Raw genomic sequence first — 14,921 nt, forward strand, 5'->3', positions numbered from 1 at the left:
TGAGGATCGGACGAAGGAATAGGAAGAGCTCCTGCGTGAAGGCAGGAGCTCTTTGGCATATATCATCACCGGAGTACATCCGGGCATGGCCGGGGCAAGCCCGACGTTCGGAGCGGATTAACGGATATGAAGCACTTCATCCAGCCATTGGAATATCCGATGGTTGAACAGCTGCAGTGCCCCGAAATGGCAATGCTCTTCAGCGCCTTCCTCCGCCGTAAATTTCATATACGTTTTCGGGCAGGTCAGCGCATGATAGAGCCTCTCGGGCTGCCCGGCAAAGAAATGATCGGCCTCCGCTTCACATACCAGCGTAGGACAAACAATCTGCTCTGCAACGCCCTCCAGCGAGCAAGGCTCCGTTTTTTCAACCAGCTCCAGCAAGGAATCCGCCTGAAATGTAAACATGCCGTTGTCCACCGCCCATCTTACTCCGGTATGCCGCTTCATCACTTCGGTAATGACCTCCTCGTAATGGGCCGGGGATGCATCGTCCCTGCCTTTCATAAATGGCCGTGCCATCTCGCTGAACCGGAAGGTATAGAGGCCGTCGTTGGCGATGCATGCGGCAAGCCGATGTTCATACGCCGCAGCGCGCGGGGCAAGGTAGCCTCCGAAGCTGATACCCATCAGAGCAAGCTGATGCGGGTCCACATCAGGCCGGGTAATCAGGTAATCGACAACCGGCGTAACGACTTTCTCCCAATCGTGACGAAACGGGAGCTGCTGAAGCCGGATGGCCGAGCCTTGACCGGGACCTTCGAACGTAAGGCAGTTATAACCGCGCTGGATGGCCGCTGCCGCCCCTCCAAGATACAACTCCTCTCCGGTAGAATCGTACCCGCCATGAATCAAGAGAGTCGGACGGGGCGTATCGGACCCATCTACCTTATAGAAGTAACCGGTCAGGTGGGTTCCTTCATAGGGAATGAGCACTTCCTCCACCGGAGCATCCATAAGACGAGCGGCCTGCCGGAATGTGTCCCTGCTGTTCCCCCATGCTGCCAAAATACGGGGATCCTGACGGTCACCATGCAAGAAGAATTCGGCGGTACGATAATAGTTGGAAGCACGGAGATAAGCCTCACGGGCGCTTACCCGCTGTCCGTCTGCGAGAGCGGCATCTGCCAAAGCATGAATTCGTTCTGCGGTGGCGTTCCACTCCTTGTACCAACTCTCAAAATCTCCTTCTTGAATGCGGTAGGCAGTGAGCAGGCATTCGCCGATATCGGCTCCTCCATAGGGGGCGTAGCTCAGGGTTCTCAACAGTTCAAATGAAAAGGTCTGGTCATTAAAAATAAGCTTCATATCCACATCGCTCCTTAGAGATGGCGGTTGTTCGCAACCGCGTAATAGGTTAATATTAACTTATAACATATGTTTTAATATGTCAATGATAACCTATGTTAAAAATAACTTAATTTTTGAGGAGGTCATTTTAATGAGCACCATTCAATATGTACTCTTAAGCTTATTGGCGCGTGAGCCGTTAAGCGGGTATGATATGAAGCAGCAAATGCACAGCAGAATTAATAACTTTTACAAAATGAACAACAATCAGCTGTACCCGACGTTAGCCAAGCTGGAAGCGGAAGGGGCCGTGCAGCTGCAAGCCCATGAGAAGGAATCCTATCGGCCGGCTCGGAAGGTGTATAAGATTACGGAGGCGGGCCTGGAACGTCTGAAGGCGTGGGTTATGGAACCGAGCGAGCTTGGAGATTGGGATGAATTTTTGCTGAAGCAGTACAACTCCTGGCTGGTGCCGTCAGAGCATCTCATTCCGCAGCTCGAAGCCAAAAGGCAAGAGCATGAAAAGCGTCAGGAGGAGCTATCCAAGAGAGCCGCTTCATTCCGGGAAGGGGAAGGTGTGCTGTCTAGCGGCCATCCGTTGTTCTCAACAGTCGCGGTTATCGAAATGGGAATAGGCTTCGAGCGCAGCTACGCGGAGTGGTGCGGCAAAATGATCGGCTGGTTAAAGGAGAACCGGATCTAACCGTCAGCTGTAGTTAGAATGAGGATCGGCTGCATAGGAAAAAGCCTGCTGACGCATTCGGAGGAATGCGATTAGCAGGCTTTTGGGCATGAGCCGGATCATCCGGAATTATAAAGTAATATGCTCGCCGGGGTGCATGAGGGTTCCTTGAATGCCGCGGCTTTGGAGCAGCTCCAGGAATGCAGCGCCGTCCTGGCGGATGAGCTCGAACGTATTGAAGTGCACGGGAACGACCTGCTTGGCCTGCAGCCATTCGGCTGCGACGGCGGCGTCCTCCGGTCCCATCGTAAACAGGTCTCCGATAGGCAGGAATGCCAGATCAATGTCGTTGCGCTCTCCGATCAGCTTCATATCCAGGAACAGATTTGTATCTCCCGCATGCAGAATGGTGTGGCCGTTCCAGCGAATAATGAAGCCGGCTGGCATACCGGCATATATAATTTGCTTGGCGTTATGGTCGATAATGCCTGAGCTGTGGAAGGCTTGAACCATTTGCAGCTCTGCGAAGCCAAGCGAGAGCCGGCCCCCGATATTCATATCCCGGGTCTTCACACCCTGCCAGCTCATATAGGTAGCCAGCTCATGGATAGCGATCAGCGTAGCGTCGTTGGCTTTCGCGATTTCAACAGCGTTTTGAATATGGTCCGCGTGAGCATGGGTCAGCAGGACGTGCTGGACACGTATCGATTCGGGCTTGACGATAGCCGACGGATTGTCCGTAAGGAACGGATCGATAATCAGTGAATGCTCGCCGTCAGACAATTGAACGCAGGAATGGCCGTGATATTCCACCTTTAACATAAATGACACCTCTTCCTTTAGCATTTGGTTTGCTGCTTTCATTATAAAGGACGGGCCAACGTCATTCAAACCGGCTCGATAGGGACGTTAATTCGGAATCGCAGGGACAGAGCCCCGGCCGTTTTTTTAAGCGGCAAAACGGCTGGGATGTATTATACTTCAGGGAATTTGACCAACATGAGAAAGACGGCCTTCTTTCCAGCGGAAGAAGAGCTGGCTACCCGCAATAATAACAAGGCTGCAGGCATCCTGGAAAAGCGCGAGTCAAGCTGCTTTATCCGGAGACGATCTCCTAAGGATGTATCGAAGCAAGCCCAAGGGACAAAGGGGAGCTTATAAGGCACTGGTGCCGTTCCGGTAAGATTATTGGGACGAGATATGGGTAATTCTTAAGAGATGAAAAGAAGAGGAAGGTGAGCCGATGGAATACGAGTATTTGGTGCGTGTCATTGTCGCCGGCATTTGCGGGGCATTTATAGGCTATGAACGTATGAATCGGATGAAGGAGGCGGGAATTCGAACTCACTTCGTTGTGGCCATCGGGTCCTCTCTCATGATGTGCATCTCGAAGTATGGCTTTCAGGATCAGATAGGGTGGCCCAATCTTGGGCTGGACCCTTCACGTATTGCCGCACAAATCGTCAGTGGCGTAGGATTTCTTGGCGCCGGGATGATCTTCATGCATAAGCATACGGTCAAGGGATTAACGACGGCTGCGGGAATTTGGGCTACAGCCGGGATCGGGATGGCCATCGGCTCCGGCATGTTTCTGATGGGAATAGGCACGACGGTCATTATTATATTGGCGCAAATTATTTTGCACCGGCGGTTTCCTTGGCTGGCCTCGCCCAAGATGGAGCAGGTGACCATGCAAATTTCGAATTTGCCGGGCTGCATGGAAGGCATTCAGCAAATGCTGAAGCAAAAACAGATCGCGGTGCTGAGCCTGCAGGTGGAGGAGCTTTCGGACGATACGATTCACCTGGTCATGCTGGTTCGGCTTCCGGGCGGCTATGGAGTGGAGGATTTTTTGACCTTTATCCAGGAAAACCGGGTCGTGAAGTCGATAGAAATTCACTAGAGCCGGGGCAGCACTACCTTAATAGCAGAATCTCCTGCCCACAACAAAGCCGTCCTTGCGGATTAAGCAAAGACGGCTTCTTTTTGCGCTACTTGTCCTGAATGCCATGCAGCTCCTGCCAATAACGGCACAAGGTGGCGATGCCCTTGTCGAAGTTTTCCAGATGAAAATGCTCGTTAGGCCCGTGCATATTTTCGCCCGGAAGGCCAAAATCCATCATAACGACGGGGGCTCCCAGCACCTTGGAGAAGACTTCGACGATCGGGATGGAGCCGCCGCTGCGTATATAGACCGGCGTCTTGCCGAAGCCGTCCTCATATGCCCGGGCGGCCGCTTGGATATACGGGTGCTCCGGTGAGATGTAAAACGGCTTTCCGCGATGGGTCTGCTGCACCTTCACCGTGACTCCGGCAGGCTTATGCTTCTCGATATGTGCTTCAATCAGCTTCATCACCTGATCGGGCTCCTGGTTGTCGACAAGCCTGCAGGAGATCTTGGCACTGGCGGTCGAAGGGACGATAGGCTTGAGCCCTTCTCCTTGGTACCCGCCGTAGATGCCGTTAATTTCAAGCGTCGGCCTGGCGGTTGTCCGCTCAAGGAAAGAGAAGCCTTCCTCCCCCGTCAGCTCGGGTACGGCAAGGTCGTTTGCCTGCTTGGCATCGTCAAAATGAAGCTCCCGGAATGCGGCGCGTTCCGTATCGGACAACTCATTGACTCCGTCGTAAAAGCCTTCAATGGCGATATGGCCATTCTCCGACCGCATGGAGGAAAGCAGCTGAACGAGAGCGGTTGCGGGATTGGCGACACCTCCGCCGTACAAGCCGGAATGAAGATCGTTCTTCGGCCCCTGGATGTCGATCTGGAAGCCGCACAAGCCGCGAAGACCGTAGCAGATTGAAGGGATGCCTACATCGTGCATCGGTCCGTCGGAGATGACGATGGCATCGGCTTGCAGCCGTTCTGCCTGCTGCTCCAGAAAGGCGGGGAGACTGGGGCTTGCAATCTCTTCTTCCCCTTCGATGCAAAATTTCACATTGACCGGAAGCTTACCGATCGTTTGTAAATAAGCCTCTACGGTTTTGACATGGGTGTAGAGCTGCGCCTTATCATCCGTAGCTCCCCGTCCGTACAGCTTGCCGTCACGAATGACAGGCTCAAAAGGAGGCGTATTCCACTGGTCCAGCGGATCGGCCGGCTGCACATCGTAATGTCCGTAAACAAGGGCGGTCGGCTGCCCCGGAGCGTGAAGCCAATCCCCGTAAACGACAGGGTGGCCGGCAGTAGACAGCACCTCTACATGTTCGAGTCCGGCTTTACGCAGCGCTTCCGCCAGCCATTCGGCGGCCCGGATCATGTCCGGCTTATGCTCCGTGCTGGCGCTGATGCTCGGAATGCGGACGAATTCCTTTATCTCCTCCAAATGACGGTCGCGATGCTCAGCCAAATAAGCTTGCAATGCAGGTTCCATAATCGGTTCACCTCATAAGTTATTTTAGTGAAACAGGTGTGCGTTCCTCTTGATACGCAAGGCAAGAGGATGTTTATTCCAATATATCATAGTTTCTTGCAGAGTCCGAATCAGGGAGCCGTCTCTCCATAAGGTTCTATTCACAAGAGTGCAAGAATTGTTAAGTTGCTTCATTCTGAGCATGTATTGTGTAGAACGTGCCGGGGGATTGCATTACAATGATATTGCATGCAGCAAGTCGGATCCGGCCTTATTTGGAATGGAAAAAGGAGCTTCATAATGACTGAGCAACAGATCGTTGAAACGGGTGATGCGGCTTTTCGTTCAGAGGATGTCCGTGTTCCCATATTCCCTGAATGGACCTGTTCCGTTACCGACTACGGAGCAAAAGGCGACGGGATAGTTAAGAATACAGATGCTTTTAATGAAGCCGTGACGGCCTGTGCCGCTGCAGGCGGGGGGACGGTCATCATTCCCAAGGGAATTTGGCTGACCGGACCGATAAGGCTGAAGAGCAAGGTGCGGCTGCACGCCGAGGATGGAGCGCTGATTATTTTCAGCCGAGATTTTGACGATTACCCTCTGATTCCGAGCAATTACGAGGGGCTGCAGGCTGTACGTGCCATGCCTCCTTTATATGGAGAGAATTTAACCGACATAGCCATCACGGGCGCTGGAATTTTCGACGGATCCGGCGATGCCTGGAGATGCGTGAAGAAGCATAAAATGACCGAACGGCAATGGAAGCAAATCGTCTCCTCGGGGGGCGTCGTTGACGCCAATAATTTGTGGTGGCCTACCCGGGAGGCAAGCAAAGGCAGACAGGCAACCGAGGCTTTGCAGGCGGAGGGCATAATGGATATTGCCGCCTATGAACCGTACAAGGTGTATTTGCGGCCGGTTCTGGTCGGGCTGACGAACTGCCATGACGTTTTGCTGGATGGACCGACCTTCCAGAACTCGGGCAGCTGGTGTCTGCATCCGCGGTTATGCGAGCATGTGACGATCCGCAATGTAACCGTGCGCAATCCTTGGCATTCGGTGAATGGGGACGGTCTTGATCTGGAATCTTGCCGTTACGCTAATATTCATAACAGCTCCTTTGATGTCGGCGATGACGCGATCTGTCTGAAATCAGGCAAGAATGAGCAGGGCAGGCGCACAGGGGTACCGACGGAATATGTAACCATTCGCAACTGCACCGTTTACCACGGACATGGAGGCTTTACGGTAGGCAGCGAAATGTCCGGAGGCGTCAGGCATGTGGAGGTATCGGATTGCACCTTTATCGGAACGGATAACGGGCTCCGGTTCAAGAGCACGCGGGGACGCGGCGGTGTTGTAGAGAATATAACCATATCGAATATTTGGATGAAGGACATCATCAAGGATGCCATCGTATTCGATATGTATTATGAAATCAAGCAGGAATATGCCGATTTGGCTCCGGTAACGGAGGAAACTCCATGCTTCCGCAACATTTCGATTTCCGATACTTACTGTTCAGGAGCCGATAAAGGAATATTCCTTCGCGGGCTTCCGGAAATGCTCCTGCAAAATTTGCGGTTCGATCGGGTGAACGTTGTTGCGAATGAAGGAATTGCTTGCATTGATGCCGAGGACGTGCTGTTCCGCGACGTGCGGGTAACGTCCAGGCCGGGAACGGAGTTTAGGGAGCATAACAGCCGGGGCATCCGGTTTATCGATGCGGAAGGTAACGTAAGCAACGGTCCCCGTTCCGGTATTAGCGGGATAACATCTAACTAAAGGAGATTGGAAACATGAACGTAAGCAGTCAACAAAAACCGGTATGGTATGCCGATTTGGGTGACGGCACCTACCGCAACCCGATCATTTATGCGGATTATTCGGACCCGGATGTGATTCGTGTCGGGGAAGATTTCTACATGACCGCATCCAGCTTTAACAGCACTCCGGGGCTGCCGATCCTGCATTCGAAGGATTTGGTCAACTGGACGCTGATCGGCCATGCAATCCAGGAGCTGCCGCCGGAATTCGATGGCGTCCGCCATGGAGACGGTGTCTGGGCGCCAAGCATTCGTTACCATGACGGCAAGTTTTGGATTTATTTCGGAGCGCCGGATGAAGGCATCTTCATGACGACCGCTACGGATCCTGCAGGCCCATGGACTCCTCTCCACCTGGTGAAGGAAGTCAAAGGATTTATCGACACTTGCCCGCTGTGGGATGAAGACGGCCAAGCTTACCTGGTGCATGCGTTTGCCAAAAGCCGCTGCGGCATCAAGAGCAAGCTGCAGGTATGCCGGATGAGCCCAGACGGCAAGTCTCTGCTTGACGAAGGCACTCTAATCTTTGACGGGACGGAAGATCATCCGACAATTGAGGGTCCGAAGTTCTACAAGCGGAACGGATACTATTATATCTTCGCACCGGCCGGCGGCGTAGCGGTAGGCTGGCAAACCATTCTGCGTTCCAAAAACATCTTTGGACCGTATGAGGATAAAATCGTACTTCATCAAGGGGATTCCATTGTGAACGGCCCTCACCAAGGCGGCTATGTGGAGCTGGAGTCCGGCGAGTCCTGGTTCATTCACTTCCAGGATCGGGACGCTTACGGACGTATTGTCCACCTTCAGCCGATGACCTGGGAGAACGATTGGCCGGCTATGGGGATCGATACCAACGGAGACGGAATCGGCGAGCCTGTACTCGTACACAAGAAGCCGAATGTGGGACTCGAATACCCGTTTGCCGTACCGGATATGAGCGATGAATTCGAGAAGCCTTCGTTAGGTCTTCAATGGCAGTGGCAGGCGAACAACCGGAAGGAATGGTATTCGCTGGATGCGCGCGAAAGCCATCTGAGATTGCATGCGCAGCCCCTGCCGGAAGGAACATCTACCTTCTACGACCTGCCAAGCATTCTTTGCCAGAAGCTCCCTGCTCCTGAATTTACGGCGACCGCCAAGCTGGAATTCGCACCAGGCAGCGCACAAGAGCGTGCGGGTTTGACCGTGTTCGGTCATGAGTACCACTATCTTGCGTTAGAGTCGGCTGAGGAAGGGCTGCAGCTTGTCTTTGTGAAGGGTCAGGGCAACAAAGAAGGCTCCTCCGAGGAAACAGCGGAGAAGCTTGCGTTACCGTCCACTGCGAAGATGGTTTACTTGAGAGTGAAGGTTGTGCTTGAAGCTCAATGCACGTTCGAATACAGCCTGGACGGAAGCCGCTTTACGCCGGTAGGCGATGTATTCAAGGCCGTAGAGGGCCACTGGGTAGGCGCTAAGCTAGGCTTGTTCTGCCTGAGCCAAGGGCAGGCTGCCGACGCACGGGGCTATGCGGATTTCGATTGGTTCCGAATCGAATAGAGAAGGTTAACGGGACTGGTGGCTGCCGGTCCCGTCCCCTTCTTAACTATACGCTTGTGGAGGGACAGCGGATTCTTACTTCTCCGAACGCGTCTTGGTTTCCGGAGAGGCCTGGATCATTTTTTTGTACGTCATCGGCGCCATCCCGGTTACCTGTTTAAACGTCCGGTTGAAGTGCGTGATACTGGAGTACCCGACCTGCTCGGCAACCTCGATCATTTTGCCGTGGTCCTCCCTTAATATTCTTTGAGCCTCACGAATTCTCAGCGTATTGATGTATTCGGGAAAATGAAATCCCGTAGTACGCTTGAACAAACGGCTGAAATAGTAGGGACTTATAAAAAAGCGGGAGGATACGCTTTCCAGAGTAAGCGGTTTCCTGTAATGCTCGTTGCAATACCCGATAATTTCGGTCATTTTGCCGTCCATCGGCTTCGGAGTGATTTGATCGGACTCCATGCATATTCGTGACGTATAAAGAAGCAGCTGCACGAGCAGCGCCTCGAAAAATTCGGCCCGGCCAGGGAGCATGGTATCCATGTACTCTTTTTTCATTTGAAAAAGCAGGTTTTCTATATAGCTTTGCTGTTGATTATTAAAGGATATTACCTTGCTGCTTGAACGAAACGGGGACAGCAGCAGATTCAACTGGTCCGGCTGAAACCGGCTTAAAAAACGGTCTGTGAAGTAAAGAACCGCGCGGTCATGTCCGGCCCCGCCTTCTAGGGTTTTATGGATATCGTTCTTATTGACGAAGACAACGGAGCCTTTGGTTACGTGATATATATGATTTTCTAAATAGTAGTAGCGTTCTCCGCCGAACAAATAATAGATCTCATAAAAGTCGTGATAATGGTACATGTCCATCGCTGGATTCTCGGCTTGCTTAGAAAAATGGATTTCAAAATCCGTCTTCAACGCGGGTTCCCCCCTCTTCGCCTAGCATAGCAAGACAAGGCATGAAGTGCAAGGGAAAGTGCGGCGCGTCCTAATTCTAATTAGGATATCGTTGATCGGGCGGTACTTCACTCGGTATCGTGGTATAACATGCGGGAAGGGGGATAAGGTCATGTCCAAATTTTTAGTGCGGTTGTTAAGCTTCAGCCTCCTGCTGGGAGCGCTTCCAACGGTGTTTATCGGCTTGGTATCTTATTATTTGGCGACGCAGGATATCGAAAAAAAGGTCAGTGAAGCCAACATGCAGCTGCTGCTTCAAACCCAAATGAGGGTTGAGCAAACGTTGAAATCGCTGGAAATGTCTGCAACCCAGCTGGCCAACTCCTCTATGATTCAGTCGGCTATGGACACGTCTCTCGATGGAGAGGATTTCGTGCAGGTCCGAGAGCTAACGGCTGAGCTGACCAATCTGCAATCGACCGCCGTTATCAAGCAAGCCTACCTTGTGAATGTGGAAAAGGATTGGGTCGTTAACCTGGGTGTGATGAAGAAGCTGAGCACGTACGAAAATAAAAGTGAGATCTATAACTATGCCGCCCATCCCGCCAGCATGTTTTGGAGCACGATGAAATGGACCGCCCCTTCAGGCGGGCAGCTGGAGGCGGGTGCTTCTTCCAAAGCTGTCGGGGCCGTCCGCAGCCCTGCGTCCGATACGATCAGCCTCGTGGAGAAAATACCGCTGCTTCCCAGAACGAACACGCCGAGAGGGCTTCTGGTCGTTCAAATAGCGGCAGCGGATATTCGGGCTATGCTGACCCCCAATCACGGCTCCTCAAGCAGCTCGAATTATATTTTGGATTCGTCGGGGCAAGCCTTCCTGGCATCCTCCGATTCCACGGCGGCTTATGCCGACATCAACCGAATCGTGCAGGAGAGGAGCGGCAGTGCGCGGGAGCAGCAGGGCTCCTTCAACGCCAGGATGAACGGCAGGGAGGTTGCCGTGCTATACCGTTCTTCCGGGTATAACGGATGGACCTATGTCTCCGTTGCTTCGATCGCCGAAATGACGAAGGATACGAAGAAAACGGCGGTTCTTACAGCCGCTGCTTGTTCGTTTATTTTTATCGTTGTATTGATCATTGGTTATTTCGGAAGCCGAAGAATGTATTCCCCGATTCGCAGCCTGCTGGAGCTGACGCAAAGAATCGAGCCCGAGGCTTCCCGGGAAGGCATAAAAAGGGATGAGCTGCAGTACATCAAGGAAAGCATTGAAACGCTTGCCGTCTCCCGAAGCCGGTTGGAAGAACAGATGCAGGGCCAATCCGGGCATCTGAAGGAGTTTTTTGTGCTGAAGCTGTTTACAGGGCAACTCCATGACGGCGACCGGATGTACCGTTCCGGGCTTTATGGATTCCCCAAAGATTGGAAACGATTAGGGGTGCTGACCCTGCAAATCGATCATTTGCAGGATACGAGGTATCAGGAACAGGATCGCGAGCTGCTGCTTTTTGCCATTAACAATATTGTGGGAGAATTGCTGCCTGTGGAGACGCGGTTCAGCCCGATACTGCTCGGAACCTCCCAGGTCACCTTATTGGCGTCGGCAGTCGATGACCCGGAGCAGGTGAAGGCTTATTTTTATCAGACTGCTGAATTGATTAAAGCCAAGGTGGAGCTCTATTTGCAGCTTCAGGTCAGCATCGGGATCAGCAGGGCATTCAGCCAGCTGAACGATACGGTGAAAGCCTATGGGGAGAGCATGGCCGCACTGAAATGCCGGATTCATCTGGGCCCTGATATCATCGCCCATTATGAGGACATCGAGCATAACGAAGCGGTGGAGTCGAAGGTCTACTCTCATCTGAAGCTGATGGAGGATCAGCTGGCTCAAGCTCTGCAGGAGGTGAAGCTGGAGAAGGCGATCGACATTTTCAACCAATATTTGTCTTCCGTGCTGAATAAGGACGGTTTTATGAACGAGCACCATCTTCTGCTCATTCAGCTCATGTCGCGCATATTGCACATTGTTCAGGACCAAGGGGTCTCCCTGAGGAAAATACTGGAGGGAGAAGGCGCTGTGGAGCAGCTCCTAAAGCTGCAAACCCGCGAGGAAATCGCTCTTTGGTTCCAAACCAAGCTGTTTGTCCCGATCATTACGATGCTCTCCGAGAAGGCGGATACCCAGTACGTGAACATTGCGGACCGCATCGTCAAAATGATTCACGATCTGTATGACGCCGAAATATCGTTGGAATCGTGCGCCGAGACGCTGAATTTTCATCCGGTTTATTTAAGCCGCGTGTTCAAAAAGGAGATGGGCGTATCGTTCAGCGACTATTTATCCGATTACCGGATGAGTATGGCTAAGGTCATGCTCGAAACAACGACGATGAAAATATCGGAAATCGGCGAAAAGCTTCAATATAAAAATATTAGCGCCTTTATTCGCAATTTCCGGAAAACCTACGGAACGACACCGGGACAGTATCGGGAGATGCTCGATAGGGAGCAGTCCTCATAACGGGTTGAACCCTGGAGTACCGGTAACCATTTGACTTATAAAAATAGAAAGGTGGAACAAGCTATGTTATGGAATAAACAAGGGATTGCCGATCCTCTGGAGTGGGCCGGACAGTTCATGCTTCGCTATAAGAAGCCGGACGGAGGAGGATTCTTGACCAAGCGGTGGCATTATGAAAACGGCTGTTTTCTTAGAGCCATGGAGGCCTGCTATGACATAACCGGTGATGAGCAGTATCTTCATTACATCCGTGAAATGATGGATTTATTCGTACAGCAGGACGGTACGATTCTGAATTATAAGGTGGAAGACTACAATCTGGATCAGGTCAATCAAGGAAAGCTGTTGTTTCTTCTGCTGAAAACGACGGGAGAAGAGAAGTACCGCCAAGCGATCGAGCTGCTAATGTCCCAGCTGAAGTCTCATCCGCGTACGGAAGAAGGGGGCTTCTGGCACAAAAAAGGCTACACCTCTCAAATGTGGCTGGATGGACTTTATATGGCCTCGCCGTTTCTCGCCCGTTACGGGCTTTTGACCGGAGACCGCGCATGGCTGGATGAAGCGGCCTATCAGCTCCTGCTGGTAGAGAAGAAGACGCGGGATGAGGCAAACGGATTGCTCCGGCACGGCTGGGATTCTTCGCTTCAGCAGCAGTGGGCGGAGCCTGGTACGGGCCGTTCGCCTCATGTCTGGAGCCGGGCTATGGGCTGGTATATGATGGCGCTGGCGGATGTGCTGGAATGTCTTCCGTCGGATCATCCGAACCGGGATGAACTGAAGGCGGTTATGCAGCAGCTGGCTGCGGCTTTAAGCAAGGTGCAGGATCCGGCGACAGGACTGTGGCCGCAGGTGCTGGATCAGGCAGGACGGGAAGGCAATTACCTGGAATCATCGGGAAGCTCCATGTTCGTCTATGCCCTGGCCAAGGGCAATCGTTTGGGACTGCTTGGAAATGAAGCCAGAGAGCAGACTGTCCGTGGATATCAAGGACTGCTTAAGCATCTGGTTGTTACGGATGAAGAGGGCCAATATCATCTCACCCAGTGCAACAGCGTTGCAGGCTTGGGAGGCAACCCTTACCGTGACGGCTCTTACAGCTACTATATAGGGGAAGGTATTGTTCATAACGACCCGAAAGCGGTATCTCCGTTTATATTGGCCGGGATAGAGGTGACCCAGACTAGTTCCTAATGAGGGGGGCGGCAATGGATATTCAACGCAAAGCATCGCTGATGAGCATTCTTTTGCTGCTATCTGTGCTGCTGACGGCATGTACAGACGGAACGTCAGAGGATGGGGGGAAAGGTTCGGCCCAAAGGAGCTCCGATGAGGCTTATCCACTAACCTTTGTTGTGAATCAAGCGGGCGCCATCCCGCCTAAAGACAATGAGATGGAGAAAGCGATTCAAGCCTATACGCAGACCGATTTGCAGATACAATGGATTCCGACTTCCGGCTACGACGAGAAGGTGAACGTCATGATCGCCTCCAACGAGCTGCCGAAGCTGATCAAGCTTAATTATACGCCGACAATCATGGGGGCATTGAAATCGGATTTGTTTTGGGAAATCGGGCCTTATTTGAAGGATTATAAGAATTTGTCTGCACAAGACCGGCGGTATTATGACAACATTGCCGTAAATGGCAAAATATACGGTGTTCCGCTGTTTCGGGAGCTGGGCCGGGCTGCCGTTCATTACCGCAAGGATTGGTTCGACGCACTCGGCGTGCAGCTGCCCCAAACTCTCGATGAATGGTACAGCGTCATCAAGCTCATGGCGAAGGGTGATCCGGACCATAACGGCAAGGACGATACCTACGGATTTATGCTGGATAAAAAATATAACCAGGATACTTCCTCCACGTTAACCAGATTCACCGTAGCACAAGGCGGCCCGAACAAGTGGAAGGTAGAAAACGGAGAATTCATCCCGGAATTCATGACGGAGCCCTTCTTCAGCACCATGAAGCTGTTTCGCAAGCTGTATGAGGAGAAGCTGATTAATCAGGATTTTGCGGTTGTCGATGCGACAGAGATCGATAAAGCTTTTGAGTCGGGCCGTACGGCTATCCGGATGTCTGGAGGCAATGCGCAGACCATGCAGGACAAGCTGATTAAGGCAGTGCCGACCGCTGTCATCGATGCAGCTCCGGTAGAAGGACCCTTCGGCAGAAGACTGCCCGGGGAAAGCGGGAATGCAGGCTTCCTGGCCATTCCCAGGGATACGGTCCAAACGGTCGACGAATTGAAAAGGATATTAAAGTTTATTGACCAGCTGATGGACCCTCCTATGGCGACGCTTCTTGTTAAAGGGCTTGAAGGCAGGCATTGGGAAGACAAGGGAGAATTCACCGTGCCGCTGAACCCGGAGGCGGATGCAAGAGAGGTGAAGCCGTACCGTGATGCACTGCCGCAGCGCAATGAAAGCTATAATATATCGAAGCCGATGAAGCAAAGCGATTTATATTTAAAAAACAATCAGATCACGAAAGAAAATGAGAAATACATCGTCGTTAACCCTGCGTTAACGCTGGATTCTGCCACGTTCTCCGAAAAAGGGCGGATGCTGGAGCAGCTTATCAGCGACGCGGAAACGAATTTCATCATGGGCAAGATCGACGAAGCCGGCTGGAAGGCTGAAATCGAAAGGTGGAAGCAAGCGGGCGGAGAGAAGATGGCCCAAGAATACAAAGCGGCTTATGAGCGAGGCGGTAAGCAGTAAGAACATTCCGTAGGGCCCCCTTAAAGAAAAGTCTAAAAGCATCCCGATTCGTACAAATACGGTCAGGGTGCTTTTTTACATTGGCGGATT

12 protein-coding genes are annotated in these 14,921 nt (G+C 52.2%); 8 read left to right on the plus strand and 4 right to left on the minus strand.

Going from position 1 to position 14,921, the window contains the following annotated elements; all coding sequences use genetic code 11:
- Window positions 1-117: 117 nt before the first annotated feature.
- A complete protein-coding gene (locus GGC63_RS18960) occupies window positions 118-1,308 on the minus strand; it encodes an alpha/beta hydrolase family protein (protein ID WP_192703629.1) in 1,191 nt (396 codons plus the stop codon).
- 133 nt (window positions 1,309-1,441) lie between these two features.
- Here GGC63_RS18960 and GGC63_RS18965 point away from each other — a divergent pair, with 133 nt between their 5' ends.
- Window positions 1,442-1,993: a PadR family transcriptional regulator gene (locus tag GGC63_RS18965; protein ID WP_192703630.1), complete on the plus strand. Its 552-nt coding sequence runs from the start codon at window positions 1,442-1,444 to the stop codon at window positions 1,991-1,993.
- 108 nt (window positions 1,994-2,101) lie between these two features.
- Here GGC63_RS18965 and GGC63_RS18970 read toward each other — a convergent pair whose 3' ends face one another.
- Window positions 2,102-2,794 carry a metal-dependent hydrolase gene (locus GGC63_RS18970; protein WP_192703631.1) on the minus strand — a complete coding sequence of 231 codons (693 nt, stop codon included), beginning with the start codon at window positions 2,792-2,794 and terminating at the stop codon, window positions 2,102-2,104.
- A gap of 177 nt (window positions 2,795-2,971) precedes the next feature.
- Here GGC63_RS18970 and GGC63_RS18975 point away from each other — a divergent pair, with 177 nt between their 5' ends.
- Window positions 2,972-3,133 carry a hypothetical protein gene (locus GGC63_RS18975; protein WP_192703632.1) on the plus strand — a complete coding sequence of 54 codons (162 nt, stop codon included), beginning with the start codon at window positions 2,972-2,974 and terminating at the stop codon, window positions 3,131-3,133.
- Window positions 3,134-3,215: 82 nt separating this feature from the next.
- On the plus strand, window positions 3,216-3,875 hold the full coding sequence (locus GGC63_RS18980) for an MgtC/SapB family protein (protein WP_192703633.1): 660 nt from the start codon (window positions 3,216-3,218) through the stop codon (window positions 3,873-3,875).
- An 88-nt stretch (window positions 3,876-3,963) separates the two neighbouring features.
- Here GGC63_RS18980 and GGC63_RS18985 read toward each other — a convergent pair whose 3' ends face one another.
- The gene (locus GGC63_RS18985) at window positions 3,964-5,343 is read right to left on the minus strand and encodes a dipeptidase (protein WP_192703634.1); all 1,380 of its coding nucleotides are present in this window, start codon (window positions 5,341-5,343) and stop codon (window positions 3,964-3,966) included.
- A 279-nt stretch (window positions 5,344-5,622) separates the two neighbouring features.
- Between GGC63_RS18985 and GGC63_RS18990 the strand changes: the two genes are divergently transcribed.
- Both GGC63_RS18990 and GGC63_RS18995 read left to right on the plus strand, forming a co-directional pair.
- Window positions 5,623-7,110 (plus strand): glycoside hydrolase family 28 protein, encoded by a 1,488-nt coding sequence (locus GGC63_RS18990; RefSeq protein WP_192703635.1) that lies wholly within the window; start codon window positions 5,623-5,625, stop codon window positions 7,108-7,110.
- A gap of 14 nt (window positions 7,111-7,124) precedes the next feature.
- Window positions 7,125-8,690, plus strand: coding sequence for a glycoside hydrolase 43 family protein (locus tag GGC63_RS18995; RefSeq protein ID WP_192703636.1), 1,566 nt, complete (start codon window positions 7,125-7,127; stop codon window positions 8,688-8,690).
- A 75-nt stretch (window positions 8,691-8,765) separates the two neighbouring features.
- Here the strand turns inward: GGC63_RS18995 and GGC63_RS19000 are convergent, their stop codons facing one another.
- Window positions 8,766-9,608, minus strand: a complete 843-nt coding sequence (locus GGC63_RS19000; RefSeq protein ID WP_192703637.1) for an AraC family transcriptional regulator — start codon at window positions 9,606-9,608, stop codon at window positions 8,766-8,768.
- A 151-nt stretch (window positions 9,609-9,759) separates the two neighbouring features.
- Here GGC63_RS19000 and GGC63_RS19005 point away from each other — a divergent pair, with 151 nt between their 5' ends.
- The 3 genes from GGC63_RS19005 to GGC63_RS19015 all read left to right on the plus strand — a co-directional run bounded on the left by GGC63_RS19005 (window position 9,760) and on the right by GGC63_RS19015 (window position 14,831).
- Window positions 9,760-12,108, plus strand: coding sequence for a helix-turn-helix domain-containing protein (locus GGC63_RS19005; RefSeq protein ID WP_192703638.1), 2,349 nt, complete (start codon window positions 9,760-9,762; stop codon window positions 12,106-12,108).
- A gap of 63 nt (window positions 12,109-12,171) precedes the next feature.
- Entirely contained in the window at window positions 12,172-13,299 is a 1,128-nt protein-coding gene (locus tag GGC63_RS19010; RefSeq protein ID WP_225948323.1) for a glycoside hydrolase family 105 protein, read from the plus strand.
- A gap of 14 nt (window positions 13,300-13,313) precedes the next feature.
- Entirely contained in the window at window positions 13,314-14,831 is a 1,518-nt protein-coding gene (locus GGC63_RS19015) for an extracellular solute-binding protein (protein ID WP_225948324.1), read from the plus strand.
- Window positions 14,832-14,921 lie beyond the last annotated feature (90 nt).

The organism is Paenibacillus sp. OAS669 (assembly GCF_014873645.1).
In the GTDB taxonomy this organism is placed as follows: Bacteria; Bacillota; Bacilli; order Paenibacillales; family NBRC-103111; genus Paenibacillus_S; species Paenibacillus_S vulneris.

Bases quoted from the DNA above. Each gene is read 5' to 3' on its own strand.
- GGC63_RS18960 (WP_192703629.1), bottom strand. From the start codon at position 1,308: ATGAAGCTTATTTTTAATGACCAGACCTTTTCATTTGAACTGTTGAGA.
- GGC63_RS18965 (WP_192703630.1), top strand. From the start codon at position 1,442: ATGAGCACCATTCAATATGTACTCTTAAGCTTATTGGCGCGTGAGCCG.
- GGC63_RS18970 (WP_192703631.1), bottom strand. From the start codon at position 2,794: ATGTTAAAGGTGGAATATCACGGCCATTCCTGCGTTCAATTGTCTGAC.
- GGC63_RS18975 (WP_192703632.1), top strand. From the start codon at position 2,972: ATGAGAAAGACGGCCTTCTTTCCAGCGGAAGAAGAGCTGGCTACCCGC.
- GGC63_RS18980 (WP_192703633.1), top strand. From the start codon at position 3,216: ATGGAATACGAGTATTTGGTGCGTGTCATTGTCGCCGGCATTTGCGGG.
- GGC63_RS18985 (WP_192703634.1), bottom strand. From the start codon at position 5,343: ATGGAACCTGCATTGCAAGCTTATTTGGCTGAGCATCGCGACCGTCAT.
- GGC63_RS18990 (WP_192703635.1), top strand. From the start codon at position 5,623: ATGACTGAGCAACAGATCGTTGAAACGGGTGATGCGGCTTTTCGTTCA.
- GGC63_RS18995 (WP_192703636.1), top strand. From the start codon at position 7,125: ATGAACGTAAGCAGTCAACAAAAACCGGTATGGTATGCCGATTTGGGT.
- GGC63_RS19005 (WP_192703638.1), top strand. From the start codon at position 9,760: ATGTCCAAATTTTTAGTGCGGTTGTTAAGCTTCAGCCTCCTGCTGGGA.
- GGC63_RS19010 (WP_225948323.1), top strand. From the start codon at position 12,172: ATGTTATGGAATAAACAAGGGATTGCCGATCCTCTGGAGTGGGCCGGA.
- GGC63_RS19015 (WP_225948324.1), top strand. From the start codon at position 13,314: ATGGATATTCAACGCAAAGCATCGCTGATGAGCATTCTTTTGCTGCTA.